This window comes from Streptomyces sp. M41, from assembly GCF_043673425.1.
Lineage (GTDB): Bacteria > Actinomycetota > Actinomycetes > Streptomycetales > Streptomycetaceae > Streptomyces.
Window position 1 is genome coordinate 143,605 of the sequence record NZ_JBIMKE010000020.1, and the last position, 15,565, is coordinate 159,169.

Consider the following 15,565-nt stretch of genomic DNA (forward strand, 5'->3'; position numbering starts at 1 on the left):
TCGTGTACACGTGTGAGCTAGGTCTCCGATCCTCGCACGCGGCACGGACAACGGGGGGTGATGGGGTACCGGCCCGCCCACCCCCGCCGCGCCCCCCTCACTGCGGCCGTACCCCCGAGGAGGACCGACTGTCAGTGGGGCGTGGCAGGATCGGGGGCGTGGCAGAGACAGCAGCGAAGCAGACCGACACCAACCCCGGCGGCAGCCGGCCCCGCCTGATGCTCATGGACGGGCACTCGCTGGCCTACCGCGCGTTCTTCGCGCTGCCCGCGGAGAATTTCACGACCGCGACGGGCCAGCCGACGAACGCGATCTACGGCTTCGCGTCGATGCTGGCCAACACATTGCGTGACGAGGCGCCCACGCACTTCGCCGTGGCCTTCGACGTGTCCCGCAAGACCTGGCGCTCCGAGGAGTTCACCGAGTACAAGGCGAACCGCTCCAAGACCCCCGACGAGTTCAAGGGCCAGGTCGAGCTGATCGGTGAGCTGCTCGACGCGATGGGCGCCCAGCGCTTCGCGATCGACGGTTTCGAGGCGGACGACGTCATCGCCACACTCGCCACCCAGGCCGAGGCCGAGGGCTTCGAGGTCCTGATCGTCACCGGTGACCGCGACTCCTTCCAGCTGGTCAGCGAGCACACCACCGTGCTGTACCCGACGAAGGGCGTCTCCGAGCTGACCCGGTTCACCCCGGAGAAGGTCTTCGAGAAGTACGGGTTGACGCCCGCGCAGTACCCCGACTTCGCGGCCCTGCGCGGCGACCCGTCCGACAACCTGCCGGGCATCCCGGGCGTCGGCGAGAAGACGGCCGCGAAGTGGATCAACCAGTTCGGTTCGTTCGCCGAGCTGGTCGAGCGGGTCGACGAGGTCAAGGGCAAGGCGGGACAGAACCTCCGCGATCACCTGGAGTCGGTCAAGCTCAACCGCCGGCTGACCGAGCTGGAGCGGGGCGTCGAGCTGCCGAGGACCGTCGCCGACCTCACGCGCGTGCCGTACGACCGCAAGGCCGTCGCGATGATCCTGGACACCCTGGAGATCCGTAACCCGTCCCTGCGCGAGCGGCTCTTCGCCGTCGACCCCGGCGCGGAGGAGGCGGAGGCCACCCCGATCTCCACCGACGGCGTGGAGCTGGACGGCTCGGTGCTCGGCACCGGCGAGCTGGCTCCCTGGCTGGCGGAGCACGCCGGCGAGGCCCTGGGAGTGGCCACCGTCGACGCCTGGGCGCTGGGCACCGGCTCGGTCGCCGAGGTCGCCCTCGCCGCGGCCGACGGAGCGGCCGGCTGGTTCGACCCGTCGCAGCTGGACGAGGCCGACGAGAAGGCGTTCGCGGCCTGGCTCGCCGACGCCGGCAAGCCGAAGGTGTTCCACAACGCCAAGGGCGCGATGCGGGTCTTCGCCGAGCACGGCTGGAGCATCGAGGGCGTGCGCATGGACACCGCGCTCGCCGCCTACCTGGTCAAGCCGGGCCGCCGTTCCTTCGACCTGGACGCGCTGTCCCTGGAGTACCTGCACCGCGAGCTGGCCCCGGCCGCCGCGGCCGACGGTCAGCTGGCCTTCGGCACGGACGACGGCGCCGAGGCCGAGGCGCTGATGATCCAGGCCCGCGCGGTCCTCGACCTGGGCGAGACCTTCGAGAGCCGTCTCGAGGAGGTCGGCGCGGCCGACCTGCTGCGAGACATGGAGCTGCCGACCTCCGCCCTGCTGGCCCGCATGGAGCGGCACGGCATCGCCGCCGACCGGGCCCACCTGGAGGCCATGGAGCAGATGTTCGCGGGCGCCGTGCAGCAGGCCGTGAAGGAGGCGCACGCGGCGGCCGGGCACGAGTTCAACCTCGGCTCGCCCAAGCAGCTCCAGGAGGTCCTCTTCGGCGAACTGGCCCTGCCCAAGACGAAGAAGACGAAGACGGGTTACACCACCGACGCCGACGCCCTGGCCTGGCTCGCCACCCAGACCGACAACGAACTGCCGGTCATCATGCTCCGCCACCGCGAGCAGGCGAAGCTGCGCGTCACCGTCGAGGGCCTGATCAAGACGATCGCCGCGGACGGCCGCATCCACACCACCTTCAACCAGACGGTCGCGGCGACGGGCCGGCTGTCCTCCACGGACCCCAACCTGCAGAACATCCCGGTCCGCACGGACGAGGGCAGGGCGATCCGCCGGGGCTTCGTCGTCGGTGAGGGCTTCGAGTCCCTGATGACGGCGGACTACAGCCAGATCGAGCTGCGCGTGATGGCCCATCTGTCCGAGGACGAGGGCCTGATCGAGGCGTTCACCTCGGGGGAGGACCTGCACACCACGGCCGCCTCCCAGGTGTTCGCCGTCGAACCGGCCGCGGTGGACGCGGAGATGCGCCGCAAGATCAAGGCGATGTCGTACGGCCTCGCGTACGGCCTGTCGGCCTTCGGCCTCTCCCAGCAGCTCAACATCGAGGCGTCCGAGGCCCGCACCCTGATGGACGCGTACTTCGAGCGCTTCGGCGGCGTCCGGGACTACCTGCGCCGCGCGGTCGACGAGGCACGGGCCACGGGCTACACGGCGACGCTCTTCGGGCGCCGCCGCTACCTCCCCGACCTCAACAGCGACAACCGCCAGCGCCGCGAGGCGGCCGAGCGCATGGCCCTCAACGCCCCCATCCAGGGCACGGCGGCGGACATCGTCAAGATCGCCATGCTCAATGTGGACCGTGCCCTGCGCGAGGCGAACCTCACCTCCCGCATGCTTCTCCAGGTCCACGACGAAATCGTCCTGGAGATCGCCCCCGGCGAACGCGCCGCGGCCGAGGAACTGGTCCGCCGAGAAATGGCCACCGCGGTCGCCCTCAGGGTCCCCCTGGGCGTCTCGGTCGGCGCGGGCCCCGACTGGGAGTCCGCAGCACACTAGCCCCCGACAACACACCCACCCCTCAGCCCCGCCCCCGACCACCCCGCCGCTGAACTCCTCACCGGCGGGATGGCAGCGCCCTCCGGGGCGCGGGGAACTGCGCGATCGCCCACTGCTCCGACGCCGAGCTTTCCAGCGGACGGGGTGGCAGCGCCCCCTGGGGGCGCGGGGAACTGCGCGATCGCCCACTGCTCCGACGGCGAGTTTTTGAGGGCCGGTACGGCAGTGCCCCCAGGGGCGCGGGGAACTGCGCGCCAAGCCCCCCACAACCTGTAGTCGCCCACTCCCCGTAACCCCCCAACCCCTCACCCCCCAACCCCTCAGCCCCTCACCCCCCAACCCCCGGAGGGCCCGTCACTCGCGTGGCCCCCACAAACACGCCCCCACCCCCCACCGCCCGTAAGGATGCGGGCATGGGTATACGCACGCTCCACCGCCGGACGGCCCCGGCACCGGCGAACGTGAACACCGCAGGCGCCCCCTCCGCAGCGCGGCCCTCGGCCCCACCCTTCGCCCCCGGCGCAAGCACCGCCCGCATCCCGGCCCGCATCCCCGCCGACCTGCTGAGCACCCTGCACCGGAAGACAGCCACCCTCCGGCGCCGCCTGGCGAACCGGACCCAGGGCTGGACCGAGGCCGGCCGCGGCTATCTGGCCCGCGCCCGCACCCTGCTCCCGGGCTCCCGCCCCACCCGCACGATCACCGTGTTCGTCGCGGCCCCCGCCATCCTCAGCGCGCCCCCGAGCGGCACGGCCCCCGGCACCCTCAGCGCGCCGCCGGGCGGCTCGGCTCCCGACCGGCCCCACCGGCACCCGCACTGCGAGGGTCCCGGACCGGACGCCACACCCTGACCCCCACGGCGTAGAGGAGCAGCCCCAGGGTGAGCCCCGCGCCCGCCCCGAAGCACAGCGTGGGGATCAGCTCCCAGTACTTCGCGGTCGCCCCCCAGTACTCCCACCAGCGCGTCGCCCGCTGCACCGCCGCCACCGCGGCGAGCCCGCCGACGACCGCACCGGCCAGCCACCGGTCCCGTACCGAGAGGACCGGGACGGCGGCCGTGGCGAGCGGGGGCGTACGCCGCAGCGCCGCGAGCACGAAGGCGCCGATGACGGCCGCGGCGACCGCCGAACCGCCGTACTGGAGGTACCAGTACAGCGGCGACCCCGCGATCTCCTCGCCCAGGACGGGAAACAGCCGCATCCCCCAGCGGTCGAGATGCGTGAAGGCGTCCCACACGACATGCGTCAGCGCGCCGAGCGCGGCCGAGGCGTACCACCGCACCACCAGCGACGGCCGGACACGCGCGCGTGGCGCACCGCAGCGCACCAGCGCGGCCACCCGTGCCTGTCGCCGCACCGGCAGCAGCGCCACCAGGGGTTCACGCAACAGGAGCCACAGGCCCACCAGTGCCCAGGCGATCGGCACATCGACGGTGAACACACCCGTGAACGAGTGCGTGACATCCCCGAACGCCATCGCCTCGGGCAGGACACTCGCCACGTAATAGGTCAAGTCAGGAGCGATGGAGCCCGCCACCAGAACGGCCGGCACGAGCGCGCCCCGGCCGGTTCCGTCGGTGCGTACGGCGGGCAGGACGGCCGCCGCGTGGCTCAGCGTGAACGGCAACAGGGCTCCTCGCGTGCGATGTTGACGGGACCGGTCGGCCCCATGGGTCACGGCTGTCAGTATGCGGGACGTCCGATGAGCAGACCGCGCATGGCCAATCGGTAAAAAACGGGCAGCAACGGGTGCCCTGGCAAAGGAAGTTGTCGTAGGGTCGCCTGGGTCACGTGCCCGTGTGCGGTCGAACGCATGAGCACGTAGGAAATCGCGCCGTGAGGGCAACTGTCGCGGCGGGCCGATCGTCACAACAGTCACGGGCTCCACACGACGGGCCCGGGAGACAGAGACGGGCGCTCGGGCGTCCACGGGAGGGGTTCACTCTATGGCGGCGCAATTCGGCAGGCTGCGCAAAGGGGCGGTGAACACCACAGTGGCCGCGGTCGTGGTCGCGGCACTGGCCGCCTCCCAGGCTCCGGGAGTGACGACCGACGACGCCGGCAGAAAGATCACCACCGGGACGCAGCCGTCACCGGAGGCGGCCGCCGAGGACAGCGCGACCGGCAACTCGCCGTACTACACGGACCTCCCGCCGCTCAACAGCCCCAACCCCTCGCCCTCGGCCGGCACTCCCGTCGACCCGGGCGCCACAGAAGCGGGCATCCCCGCGACCGTCCTGGACGCCTACAAGAAGGCCGCGACCGCGCTCCAGCAGGCCAAGCCCGGCTGCAACGTGCAATGGCAGCTCCTCGCCGCCATCGGCAAGGTCGAGTCCGGGCACGCCCGCGGTGGCCGTGTCCGCGCCGACGGCACCACCAACTCCCCGATCCTCGGCCCGCAGCTCAACGGCAACGGCTTCGCGAACATCAGCGACACCGACGACGGAGCGTACGACGGGGACAGCCGGTTCGACCGTGCCGTCGGCCCGATGCAGTTCATCCCGTCCACCTGGGCCTGGGCCGGCCGCGACGGCAACGGCGACGGCGAGAAGAACCCCAACAACGTCTACGACGCCGCGCTCGCCGCCGGGCACTACCTGTGCCGGTTCGGCTGGGACCTGTCCACCCAGGGCGACCTCGACCGGGCGATCCTCAGCTACAACAACAGCCGCGACTACCTCAACCTCGTCCTGTCGTGGCTGGAGTACTACCGCAAGGGCACCCACGAGATCCCCGACGGCACCGGCACCCTCCCCTCCGACCGCAGCGACGACACGGCCGGCGCGAGCCCGGAGCCCACCTCGCCCACCAGGCCGGGCGGACCCACCAAGCCGACGACACCGCCCTCGCCGTCGAAGCCGGGCGGCACCAAGCCCGGCGGCAACGGCGGCGGTTCCAGCAGCCCCGACCCGAAGCCGCCGGCCACCACTCCGCCGCCCACCACGCCGCCCACGCCCACCGACACGGTGGACCACCTGGAGGACACGGGCACCGCGAAGCTCACCGCGATGGCGGGCGACACCTTCAAGGAGAGGATCGGCACGCGCGCCGAGACCGATAGCGGCAAGGGCGTCGCCAAGGTCCGGATCCGCTTCACCATCGTCGGCACCACCGACGCCACCTTCAGCACCGGCGAGAAGTACGCCAGCACCCTCACCGACAAGGACGGCCGAGCCGTGGCGCCGGCGCTCGAGGCGGGCGAGGACACGGGCGAGTTCGTCGTACGGGCAACCGTCGTCGGCCGTGGCATCGCCGGTCTCGACTACAGGGCAACCGTCACCGAGCGCGCCGCCGACGCCCTCACCCGCACCAGCGAGACCGCGCTGACCTGCACCCCGGGCGGCGAGTTCGCCGACCGGGTCGAGGTGAAGGCGACCTACAAGGGCGCCGTCGCGGACAAGGTCGCCGCCACCGCCACGCTCATCAAGTCCACCGACGACCCGGCCGAGAACGACAAGGGCCCCTACTTCAAGGACGCCGACGGCAAGGCGGTACGCACCCTCACCGGCCTGACCACCGACGCCAGGGGCCTGCTCGAACTGCCGAAGCTGTACGCCGACGACACCACCGGCACGTTCCTGCTCCGCATCAGCACCGCGGGGGGCGCGACGCTGACCGTGGAGCTGAAGGTCGCGGTCGAGACATCGCCGAGCCCGAGCCCGTCCGGGTCGGCCTCCGGGTCGCCGTCGGCGTCCCCGAGCCCGTCCGCGTAGACATCGCGCCGGACCCCGCGCACCCGAGGGGCGCCCTTCCGCCACGGCGGACCGGGCGCCCCTCGTCCGTGCGCTCCGTGTGCGACGTGTTCTCATCTCGCGCGCTCGTTGCTACGGTGCCGAACCTGACGATGTATCAGCTCAGAGGTTCCGGGAGGCCCGTATGCGCGCCCTGATCGCCGCCGTGACCGGTCTCGCCGCCGCGCTCGCCCTGGTCCTCGCGCTCACCGCGATGGGCTCCCCGGCGGGCGGGACCTCCCCGAAGCCACTGCTGACGACGGTGCCCGCACACCCGTGACCGCCCGTTCGGGAGGGAGGCCGAGATGCGCCGCAAGGCCGGCCTGATCCTGCTCGCCCTCGCCGTGTTCTTCGCGGCCCTGTCCCCGCTGCTGCGCTGGTACGCCTTCCCGCGCCTGGCCAAGATCCCGGCGAACCAGTACCAGGCCATGGTCCTGGAGGCCAAGGACGCGACCCTTCTCGACTACGGCACGATGAAGGCACGCAAGGTCCCGAAGATCACCATCGTGCAGACGCTGAAGGGCAACGTCGAGGAGTCGGAGAAGATCGAGAAGACGGCCGGAAAGGACGTCGTCGTCTGGGACGGCCTGTCGTACGTCGTCGGCCCCGACGGCAAGATGGTCTCCCGCATCCCCGAGCGCTACATCTTCGACGCGCACACCCAGGAACCCGTCCACGCCACCGGAGAGATGGTCGACGGCGACCCGGTGCGGCGGGACGGCATCGAGTTCAAATGGCCGTTCCTGACCGAGAAACGGGACTACGAGTACTTCGACGCCCAGGCCCGCGTCACCGCCCCCATCCACTACAAGGGCACGCAGGACTTCCGCGGTGTCGAGGTCTACTACTTCGAGCAGACCATCCCGTGGACCGAGGTGAAGTTCCCCAAGACGATGCCGGTCGAGGGCATCACCCCCGAGTCGGTCGCCGAGACCGGCACGACCCGCTGGTACACCACCGTCCGCAAGTTCTGGGTCGAACCGCTCACCGGCGCCCCCGTCTACGGCGAGGAGATCCACAAGGAGGAACTGCGCGGCGGCACCCTGCTCGGCGACCGCGACAAGGTGACGGCGTTCGCGGGTCACGTGAAGATGCGCGAGGACTACATCCACCACACCGTCGACCTGGTCAAGTCCAACCGCACCCTGGTCCTGCTGATGACGTCGTACCTGCCGTGGGGCTTCGCGGTCCTCGGTGTGCTGCTGCTGGCGCTGTCCCTCTACCTGGAGGCCCGTGGCCGCCGCCCCGGCGACCCGAAGCCCACCCAGGCCGGCGAGCCGGAGCCGGTCACCGCTTGAGCCGGGCGTTGGTGTACCGGGTCGGCTCCGCCGTGGCGGGGTCCTCGGGCCACGGATGCTTGGGATAACGGCCGCGCAGCTCCGCCCGTACGCCCTTGTAACCCTCCCTCCAGAAGGAGGCGAGGTCGGCGGTGACGGCGGCGGGCCGCCCCGCCGGGGAGAGCAGATGGACGAGGAGCGGCACCCCGGCGACGGACGGCGACTCGTGCAGTCCGAACATCTCCTGCAACTTCACGGCGAGGACAGGCCGTTCCGGATCGCCGTAGTCGATCCGGATCCTGGACCCGCTCGGTACGGCGATCCGCTCCGGCGCGAGCTCGTCGAGCCGCCCGGCCTGACCGGAGGCCCACGGCAGCAGCCGCGTGAGCGCCTGCCCGGCGTCGATCCGCGCGAGGTCGGCCCGGCGCCGGGCCCGGCTCAGCTCGGGCTCCAGCCACTCGTCCACGCGCGCGTGCAGTGCGTCGTCGCCGACGTAGGGCCAGGGATCGCCGAGATGCAGACGCAGAAAGGCGAGCCGCTGCCGCAGTGCACCGGCGTCGGGGGACCAGCGCAACAGGCCGAGCCCTTCCTGCCGCAGCCCTTCGAGCAGCGCACCCCGCACGAGTACGGGATCCGCGTCCCGCAACGGCCGCTCCGCGAGCTCGATCGCCCCGAGCCGCTCGACCTGCCGCGCGACGACGTCCCCGGCCGCCCAGTGGACCTCCTGGCTCTCGGAGTACAGCGTGGCCGCGGCCGACCGGGCCATGTCCTCGTCCGCCACCGCGGCGAGCTGCACGCGCGCGTGCCCCTTGCCGACGGGACGGTCCGCGACCGCCACGGCGATCCACGGGGCACCGCGCAGCGGGCTGCCGTCGGCGAGCTCGGCACGAGTGCCGGAGGCCATGAGGTAGGAACCGCCGTCGGCCCTGGCGACCCGCTCGGGGAAGGCGAGAGCGGCCACGAGACCCACGGTGCGGTCGTCCACGCCCCGCGCCGGCTCGTTCCCGCCGGCCGACCGCAACCGCCGCACCTCCGCACGCCACCGCCCCGCATAGGCGTCACCCCCGCGCCGGGCCGCACGCAGAGCCGCGGCGAGGTCGTCCCCGTACTCCCTCGGTGCCTCCTCGCTCAGCAGGGCCACCACCTCGGCACCCGCGCCGGCGGTGTCCAGCAGCGCCCGTCCCAGCCGGGGATGCAGGCCCAGCCGGGCCAGCGCGGCGCCCCGCTCCGTGGCCCTCCCGTCGCGATCCACCGCCCCGACCGCCCTCAGCACGCCCCGCGCCGCCGCCATCGCCCCACCCGGCGGCGGATCCAGCAACGCCAGCCCCGACGCCTCCGGATCGCCCCAGCAGGCCGTCTGCAACGCGAACGCCGTCAGGTCGGCCACCTTGATCTCCGGTGCCGGGAAACGCGGCAGACGCGCGTCCTCCGCCTCCGCCCAACAGCGGTACGCCGCGCCCGGCGCCTCACGCCCGGCCCGCCCCGCCCGCTGCCGTCCGGCCGCCTGCGAGGCCCGTACGGTCGTCAGCGCGCTCAACCCGCGCGCGTGGTCCACGCGAGGCTCCCGCGCCAGCCCCGAGTCGACGACGACCCGCACCCCGGGCACCGTCAGGGACGACTCCGCCACGGACGTCGCCAGCACCACCCGCCGCCGCTGCGCGCCCGACAGCACCGCGTCCTGCACGGCCGCCGGCGCCCGTCCGTGCACCTGGAGCACCTCCACGTCACCGAGGTCCCCCAGCTGCCCGGCCACCCGCGCGATCTCGCCCACACCCGGCAGGAAGCACAGCACGTCCCCGGCCCGCTCCGTCAGCGCCCGCCGCACCACCGACGCCACATGCGTCAGCAGAGCCGGATCCACCCGCATCCCGTGCGGCGGCCGTACCGGACGCGGCGGCGGCGCCCACACCGTCTCCACGGGGTGCGAGGCGCCCTCGGCCTCGACCACCGGCGCGTCACCCAGCAGCCGGGCCCAGCCCTGCGCGTCCGTGGTCGCCGACGCGGCCACCAGCCGCAGCTCGGGACGGAGTGTCTGCCGTACGTCCCACAGGAACGCCGCCACCGTGTCCGCGTCCAGATGCCGCTCGTGGCACTCGTCGAGCACCACCACATCCACGTCCGCCAGTTCCTGGTCGCGCTGGAGCCGCTGGAGCAGCACACCGGTCGTGACGACCTCCACGCGCGCGCGTGGCCCGACGACGCGTTCCCCGCGCACGGTGTACCCGACGCTGTCGCCGGTCTTCTCGCCCAGCAGCCATGCCATGCGCCGCGCCGCGGCCCGGGCCGCGATCCGCCGGGGCTCGGCGACGACGACCCGGCGGGCCGGGCCGCCCCCGAGCAGCCCCGCCAGCACGAGCGGCACCAGGGTCGTCTTGCCCGTCCCCGGCGGCGCCACCAGAACCGCCGTGCCGTGCCCGTCCAGGGCATCGGTCAGGGCGGGCAGCGCACCGCGTACCGGAAGGGAGTCCAAGGCGTCGTAACGGATCACGCCCCTAGTGTCGTACGGCCCCGCGGGCGCTCTTTACGCGCGCGTGATCGCTCGGCATCGCGCCGTATCGCTCGGTTCAGTCCCGTTCGCACACGAAGATCGCCGTCCCCGGGATCAGGTTGCCGCGCAGCGGAGACCAGCCGCCCCATTCCGCGGAGTTCCAGGCCGGCCACTCCGGCTCCGCGAGGTCCACCAGCCGGAAGCCCGCCGCCACGACGTCCCGGACGCGGTCGCCCAGCGTGCGGTGGTGCTCGACGTAGACCGCGCGGCCCTCCTCGTCCTGCTCCACGTACGGCGTGCGGTCGAAGTAGGAGGCCGAGACGGACAGGCCCTCCGGGCCCGGCTCGTCCGGGAACGCCCAGCGGATCGGGTGCGTCACCGAGAAGACGAACCGGCCGCCGGGGCGCAGCACCCGCCGCACCTCCCGCAGCACCAGCACCGGGTCGGCGACGAACGGCAGCGCGCCGTACGCCGAGCACGCCAGGTCGAAGGAGGCGTCGGCGAAGGGGAGCGCGCCCGCGTCGGCGCAGACCAGCCCGAAGGCGCCGCCGATGCGCAGGGCGTGCTGGAGCTGACGGTGGGAGATGTCCAGGGCGACCGGGCGGGCGCCCTGCGCGGCCAGCCAGCGCGAGCACTGGGCCGCGCCGGCGCCGATCTCCAGGACGTCCTTGCCCTTGAGGTCCTCCGGCGGCCCGAGCAGCTCGGCCTCCACCTCGTCGAGGCCTTCGGGTCCCCAGACGAACCGGTCGTCGCCGAGGAACGTGCCGTGCTCGACCTGATACTCGTCCGCGTTGCGGTCCCACCAGCCCCGGTTCGCCCGGGAGCTCTCCACGGCACCGGCGCCGCGCCGGGTGGCCTCGGGTTCGGACGCTTCGGGCTCTTGGATGATCGGCTCCCTCGTCGTACTCTTCCGTCCATCCCGTCCCGGAGGTGCCACGAAAGGGGCGCCTTGGCCTCTGCGTGGCCTCGGTAGACAGGAATTGTGCCGGTTATGCGGCGATCCGCCCCGCGTGGGCGGCTTCGCGCATTGACCCTGTCCGGCTGCCCCCGTATGCTACAAGTTGCGCTGCGGGCCTGCGCACCTCAGACGTAGCAGGCTGCGCTCGCATCTGTTGTATGTCCCCTCGGTTCTCGAGGCGCCGTCACCGGATTTCCGGTGGGGCGCTTCCTTGGCTGTCCGGCTTCTTCAGAGCGATACGGGCTCCCGGCGTAGCAGTACCTACGACTTCAATGTCCGTACCGGAGCCCTTTCCCACATGACGAGCAGCACCGAGACCACCGCCACCACCCCGCAGGTAGCGGTCAACGACATCGGTAACGAGGAAGCCTTCCTCGCCGCGATCGACGAGACGATCAAGTACTTCAACGACGGCGACATCGTCGACGGCGTCATCGTGAAGGTCGACCGGGACGAGGTCCTGCTCGACATCGGTTACAAGACCGAAGGTGTCATCCCGAGCCGCGAGCTCTCGATCAAGCACGACGTCGACCCCAACGAGGTCGTCGCCGTCGGTGACGAGATCGAGGCCCTGGTCCTCCAGAAGGAGGACAAGGAAGGCCGCCTGATCCTCTCGAAGAAGCGCGCCCAGTACGAGCGTGCCTGGGGCACCATCGAGAAGATCAAGGAAGAGGACGGGATCGTCACCGGTACCGTCATCGAGGTCGTCAAGGGTGGTCTCATCCTCGACATCGGCCTCCGTGGCTTCCTCCCGGCCTCCCTGGTCGAGATGCGCCGCGTTCGCGACCTCCAGCCCTACGTGGGCAAGGAGCTCGAGGCCAAGATCATCGAGCTGGACAAGAACCGCAACAACGTGGTCCTGTCCCGCCGTGCCTGGCTGGAGCAGACCCAGTCCGAGGTCCGCCAGACGTTCCTCACCACCCTCCAGAAGGGTCAGGTCCGTTCCGGCGTCGTCTCCTCGATCGTCAACTTCGGTGCCTTCGTGGACCTGGGTGGCGTCGACGGTCTGGTCCACGTCTCCGAGCTGTCCTGGAAGCACATCGACCACCCGTCCGAGGTTGTCGAGGTCGGCCAGGAAGTCACCGTCGAGGTCCTCGACGTCGACATGGACCGCGAGCGTGTCTCCCTGTCGCTGAAGGCGACGCAGGAGGACCCGTGGCAGCAGTTCGCCCGGACCCACCAGATCGGTCAGGTCGTCCCGGGTAAGGTCACCAAGCTGGTTCCGTTCGGTGCGTTCGTCCGCGTGGACGAGGGCATCGAGGGTCTGGTCCACATCTCCGAGCTGGCCGAGCGTCACGTGGAGATCCCGGAGCAGGTCGTCCAGGTCAACGACGAGATCTTCGTCAAGGTCATCGACATCGACCTCGAGCGTCGTCGCATCAGCCTCTCGCTGAAGCAGGCCAACGAGTCCTTCGGTGCCGACCCGGCCTCGGTCGAGTTCGACCCGACCCTGTACGGCATGGCCGCGTCCTACGACGACCAGGGCAACTACATCTACCCCGAGGGCTTCGACCCCGAGACCAACGACTGGCTCGAGGGCTACGAGAAGCAGCGCGAGGAGTGGGAGCGCCAGTACGCCGAGGCGCAGACCCGCTTCGAGCAGCACCAGCAGCAGGTCATCAAGAGCCGCGAGGCCGACGCTGCCGCTGCCGCCGAGGGTGGCGAGGCTGCCGTTCCGGCCGCTTCGGGTGGCGGTTCGTACTCCTCCGAGGGCCCGGACAACTCCGGCGCGCTGGCCTCGGACGAGGCGCTTGCCGCGCTCCGCGAGAAGCTGGCCGGCGGCCAGAGCTGAACTCCCCCAGAGGGGTACCCCCAGCTCGCTGAGGCCTAGTAGTTGACTGAGGGGCCGCACCTTTCGAGGTGCGGCCCCTCAGTGCTGCCCGGAGGGCTTGTCCTTCGGCTGCCGGCCGGTGGGGGCTGGTCGCGCAGTTCCTCGCGCTCCCCGGGGGTTGTCCATCCGGCGTGATCATGGAGCTCCCTCTGGGAATGCCCACGCCCGTACGGGTGTTGAGACGTATGAACACGAGGAGGAGCGGTCACAGTGCTTGATCCGCAGGGTTTGTACGCGTGGGAGCCGAAGGGACTGGCCGTCGTCGACATGGCGCTGGCCCAGGAGTCGGCCGGTCTTGTCATGCTCTACCACTTCGACGGATACATCGACGCGGGCGAGACCGGCGACCAGATCGTCGACGGCATCCTCGGCTCGCTGCCCCACCAGGTCGTCGCCCGCTTCGACCACGACCGGCTCGTGGACTACCGCGCCCGCCGCCCGCTGCTGACCTTCAAGCGGGACCGCTGGGCCTCCTACGAGGACCCTGCCATCGAGGTGCGACTCGTCCAGGACGCCACCGGGGCGCCCTTCCTGCTGCTGTCCGGGCCCGAGCCGGACGTGGAGTGGGAGCGTTTCGCGGCGGCCGTGAAGGAGGTCGTGGAGCGGCTCGGCGTCCGCCTGGCGGTGAACTTCCACGGCATCCCCATGGGCGTCCCGCACACCCGCCCGGTCGGCCTCACCCCGCACGGCAACCGCACCGAGCTCGTCCCCGGCCATCGCAGCCCCTTCGAGGAGGCGCAGGTGCCCGGCAGCGCCGAGTCCCTCGTCGAGTACCGGCTGATGGAGGCGGGGCACGACGTCCTGGGCGTCGCCGCGCACGTCCCGCACTACATCGCACGCTCCGCGTACCCGGACGCCGCGCTGACCGTCCTGGAGGCCGTCACCGCCGCCACCGGACTGGTCCTGCCCGGCATCGCCCACTCCCTGCGCGCCGAGGCCCACCGCACACAGAACGAGATCGACCGCCAGATCCGCGAGGGCGACGAGGAGCTCACCAACCTCGTCGAAGGTCTCGAGCACCAGTACGACGCGATCTCCGGTGCCGACACCCGCGGCAACATGCTCGCCGAGCCGGTGGACATTCCGTCGGCGGACGAGATCGGCCGGGAGTTCGAGCGATTCCTGGCGGAACGCGAGGGCGACGCCTGACGGCAGGGCACAGGGTCCGGGCAAGGGCCGGGCCGGTCCTGCCGGGCCCGCTGTCAGTGGCAGGGCCTAAGCTTCGGCACATGTTGAAGGTGGGCCTGACCGGCGGCATCGGTGCCGGCAAGAGCGAGGTGTCGCGGCTGCTCGTAGAGTGCGGGGCCGTGCTGATCGACGCGGACCGCATCGCGCGCGAGGTCGTCGCGCCCGGCACCCCCGGGCTCGCCGCCGTCGTGGAGGCCTTCGGCGCGGACGTGCTCGCCGAGGATGGCAGCCTGGACCGGCCGAGACTGGGCTCGATCGTCTTCGCCGACGCCGACCGGCTCGCCGTACTGAACTCGATCGTGCACCCCCTCGTCGGAGCCCGCTCCCGCGCGCTCGAAGAGGCCGCCGCCGAGGACGCCGTGGTCGTCCACGACGTCCCGCTCCTCACGGAGAACGGACTGGCCCCGTTCTACGACGTCGTGATCGTCGTCGACACCAGTACCGAGACGCAGCTCGACCGGCTGGTCCGGCTGCGCGGCATGACCGAGGAGGACGCACGCGCGCGTATGGCCGCGCAGGCCACCCGTGACAAGCGCCTGGAGATCGCGGACATCGTCATCGACAACGACGTCCCGCTGGAAGTGCTTCAGCGCCGGGTGAAGGACGTATGGGCGGACCTCGTGCGCCGGGCCCAGGGTGCTCAGGGGACCCAAGAGGGCCCCTGACCGGTTCCTCACCCCGGCCGTCCCAGGAATAGCGGCTCGGCGTTCGCGCGTTGAACTCTCCCAGCGAGGGAAGGACTTTGCCGTGCCCGACACCAGCGGTTCTACCGGACGTACTCCTCAGACACATGTCATCGACTTCCGTGCGGCCGAACACCTGCTCGCCGCGCGGGACCCCCGGGGCGCGGTGAAGCTGCTGGACGGTGTCATCGCCGCGCACCCGGAGAACACCGCCGCCCGGCTGCTGCGCGCACGTGCCTTCTTCGCCGCCGCGCAACTGCGGCCCGCCGAGCTGGAGTTCACCATCGTCCTGGAGCGTGAGCCGGACAACGCGTTCGCGCACTTCGCGCTCGCCCGGACCTATGAGCGCCAGGCGAGACCCGACGAGGCCAAGCGGCACTTCCGGCTGGCCGCCGCGCTCGACCCGAAACCGGAGTACCTCGAGGCGGCACGGTTCGACACGTGAACGGGGCCTAGGCCCTGTCGTCAAATTCCCGCCTGCCGTGCGACGCCATGCACGCACTCTCGCCGCACCGGGCGCAGACC

The 15,565-nt window shown here is 71.6% G+C and carries 12 protein-coding genes; 9 read left to right on the top strand and 3 right to left on the bottom strand.

Translation table 11 applies throughout. The features are described from left to right. Positions 1-158 precede the first annotated feature (158 nt). Both polA and ACHBTE_RS23745 read left to right on the top strand, forming a co-directional pair. Positions 159-2,885 (top strand): DNA polymerase I, encoded by a 2,727-nt coding sequence (gene polA / locus ACHBTE_RS23740; protein ID WP_394726063.1) that lies wholly within the window; start codon positions 159-161, stop codon positions 2,883-2,885. Positions 2,886-3,298: 413 nt separating this feature from the next. Then, on the top strand, positions 3,299-3,736 hold the full coding sequence (locus ACHBTE_RS23745) for a hypothetical protein (RefSeq protein WP_394726064.1): 438 nt from the start codon (positions 3,299-3,301) through the stop codon (positions 3,734-3,736). Here the strand turns inward: ACHBTE_RS23745 and ACHBTE_RS23750 are convergent. Next, positions 3,651-4,511 (bottom strand): DUF4184 family protein, encoded by an 861-nt coding sequence (locus tag ACHBTE_RS23750; protein WP_394726065.1) that lies wholly within the window; start codon positions 4,509-4,511, stop codon positions 3,651-3,653. The two genes, ACHBTE_RS23745 and ACHBTE_RS23750, sit on opposite strands and share 86 nt — an antisense overlap. Before the next feature lie 319 nt (positions 4,512-4,830). Between ACHBTE_RS23750 and ACHBTE_RS23755 the strand changes: the two genes are divergently transcribed. The 3 genes from ACHBTE_RS23755 to ACHBTE_RS23765 all read left to right on the top strand — a co-directional run bounded on the left by ACHBTE_RS23755 (position 4,831) and on the right by ACHBTE_RS23765 (position 7,913). Beyond that, positions 4,831-6,597 carry a lytic transglycosylase domain-containing protein gene (locus tag ACHBTE_RS23755; RefSeq protein ID WP_394726066.1) on the top strand — a complete coding sequence of 589 codons (1,767 nt, stop codon included), beginning with the start codon at positions 4,831-4,833 and terminating at the stop codon, positions 6,595-6,597. A 163-nt stretch (positions 6,598-6,760) separates the two neighbouring features. After that, complete coding sequence (locus tag ACHBTE_RS23760; protein WP_394726067.1) at positions 6,761-6,895, top strand: SPW_0924 family protein; 135 nt, start codon at positions 6,761-6,763, stop codon at positions 6,893-6,895. Between the two features lie 25 nt (positions 6,896-6,920). Further along, positions 6,921-7,913 carry a DUF3068 domain-containing protein gene (locus ACHBTE_RS23765; RefSeq protein WP_394726068.1) on the top strand — a complete coding sequence of 331 codons (993 nt, stop codon included), beginning with the start codon at positions 6,921-6,923 and terminating at the stop codon, positions 7,911-7,913. Here the strand turns inward: ACHBTE_RS23765 and hrpB are convergent. Together hrpB and ACHBTE_RS23775 are read right to left on the bottom strand one after the other, a co-directional pair. Then, positions 7,903-10,380, bottom strand: a complete 2,478-nt coding sequence (gene hrpB, locus ACHBTE_RS23770) for an ATP-dependent helicase HrpB (RefSeq protein WP_394726069.1) — start codon at positions 10,378-10,380, stop codon at positions 7,903-7,905. The two genes, ACHBTE_RS23765 and hrpB, sit on opposite strands and share 11 nt — an antisense overlap. A 76-nt stretch (positions 10,381-10,456) precedes the next feature. Further along, positions 10,457-11,317, bottom strand: a complete 861-nt coding sequence (locus tag ACHBTE_RS23775; protein ID WP_394726070.1) for a class I SAM-dependent methyltransferase — start codon at positions 11,315-11,317, stop codon at positions 10,457-10,459. Between the two features lie 319 nt (positions 11,318-11,636). Here ACHBTE_RS23775 and rpsA point away from each other — a divergent pair, with 319 nt between their 5' ends. From rpsA to ACHBTE_RS23795, 4 genes are all read left to right on the top strand, one after another. Next, positions 11,637-13,130, top strand: coding sequence for a 30S ribosomal protein S1 (gene rpsA / locus ACHBTE_RS23780; RefSeq protein WP_394726071.1), 1,494 nt, complete (start codon positions 11,637-11,639; stop codon positions 13,128-13,130). Between the two features lie 249 nt (positions 13,131-13,379). After that, on the top strand, positions 13,380-14,318 hold the full coding sequence (locus ACHBTE_RS23785; RefSeq protein WP_394726072.1) for a PAC2 family protein: 939 nt from the start codon (positions 13,380-13,382) through the stop codon (positions 14,316-14,318). A gap of 80 nt (positions 14,319-14,398) precedes the next feature. Then, on the top strand, positions 14,399-15,022 hold the full coding sequence (gene coaE, locus ACHBTE_RS23790) for a dephospho-CoA kinase (RefSeq protein WP_394726073.1): 624 nt from the start codon (positions 14,399-14,401) through the stop codon (positions 15,020-15,022). An 82-nt stretch (positions 15,023-15,104) separates the two neighbouring features. Further along, entirely contained in the window at positions 15,105-15,485 is a 381-nt protein-coding gene (locus tag ACHBTE_RS23795) for a tetratricopeptide repeat protein (protein WP_394726074.1), read from the top strand. Positions 15,486-15,565 lie beyond the last annotated feature (80 nt).

Bases quoted from the DNA above. Each gene is read 5' to 3' on its own strand.
- rpsA (WP_394726071.1), top strand. From the start codon at position 11,637: ATGACGAGCAGCACCGAGACCACCGCCACCACCCCGCAGGTAGCGGTC.
- ACHBTE_RS23755 (WP_394726066.1), top strand. From the start codon at position 4,831: ATGGCGGCGCAATTCGGCAGGCTGCGCAAAGGGGCGGTGAACACCACA.
- coaE (WP_394726073.1), top strand. From the start codon at position 14,399: ATGTTGAAGGTGGGCCTGACCGGCGGCATCGGTGCCGGCAAGAGCGAG.
- ACHBTE_RS23745 (WP_394726064.1), top strand. From the start codon at position 3,299: ATGGGTATACGCACGCTCCACCGCCGGACGGCCCCGGCACCGGCGAAC.
- ACHBTE_RS23765 (WP_394726068.1), top strand. From the start codon at position 6,921: ATGCGCCGCAAGGCCGGCCTGATCCTGCTCGCCCTCGCCGTGTTCTTC.
- ACHBTE_RS23760 (WP_394726067.1), top strand. From the start codon at position 6,761: ATGCGCGCCCTGATCGCCGCCGTGACCGGTCTCGCCGCCGCGCTCGCC.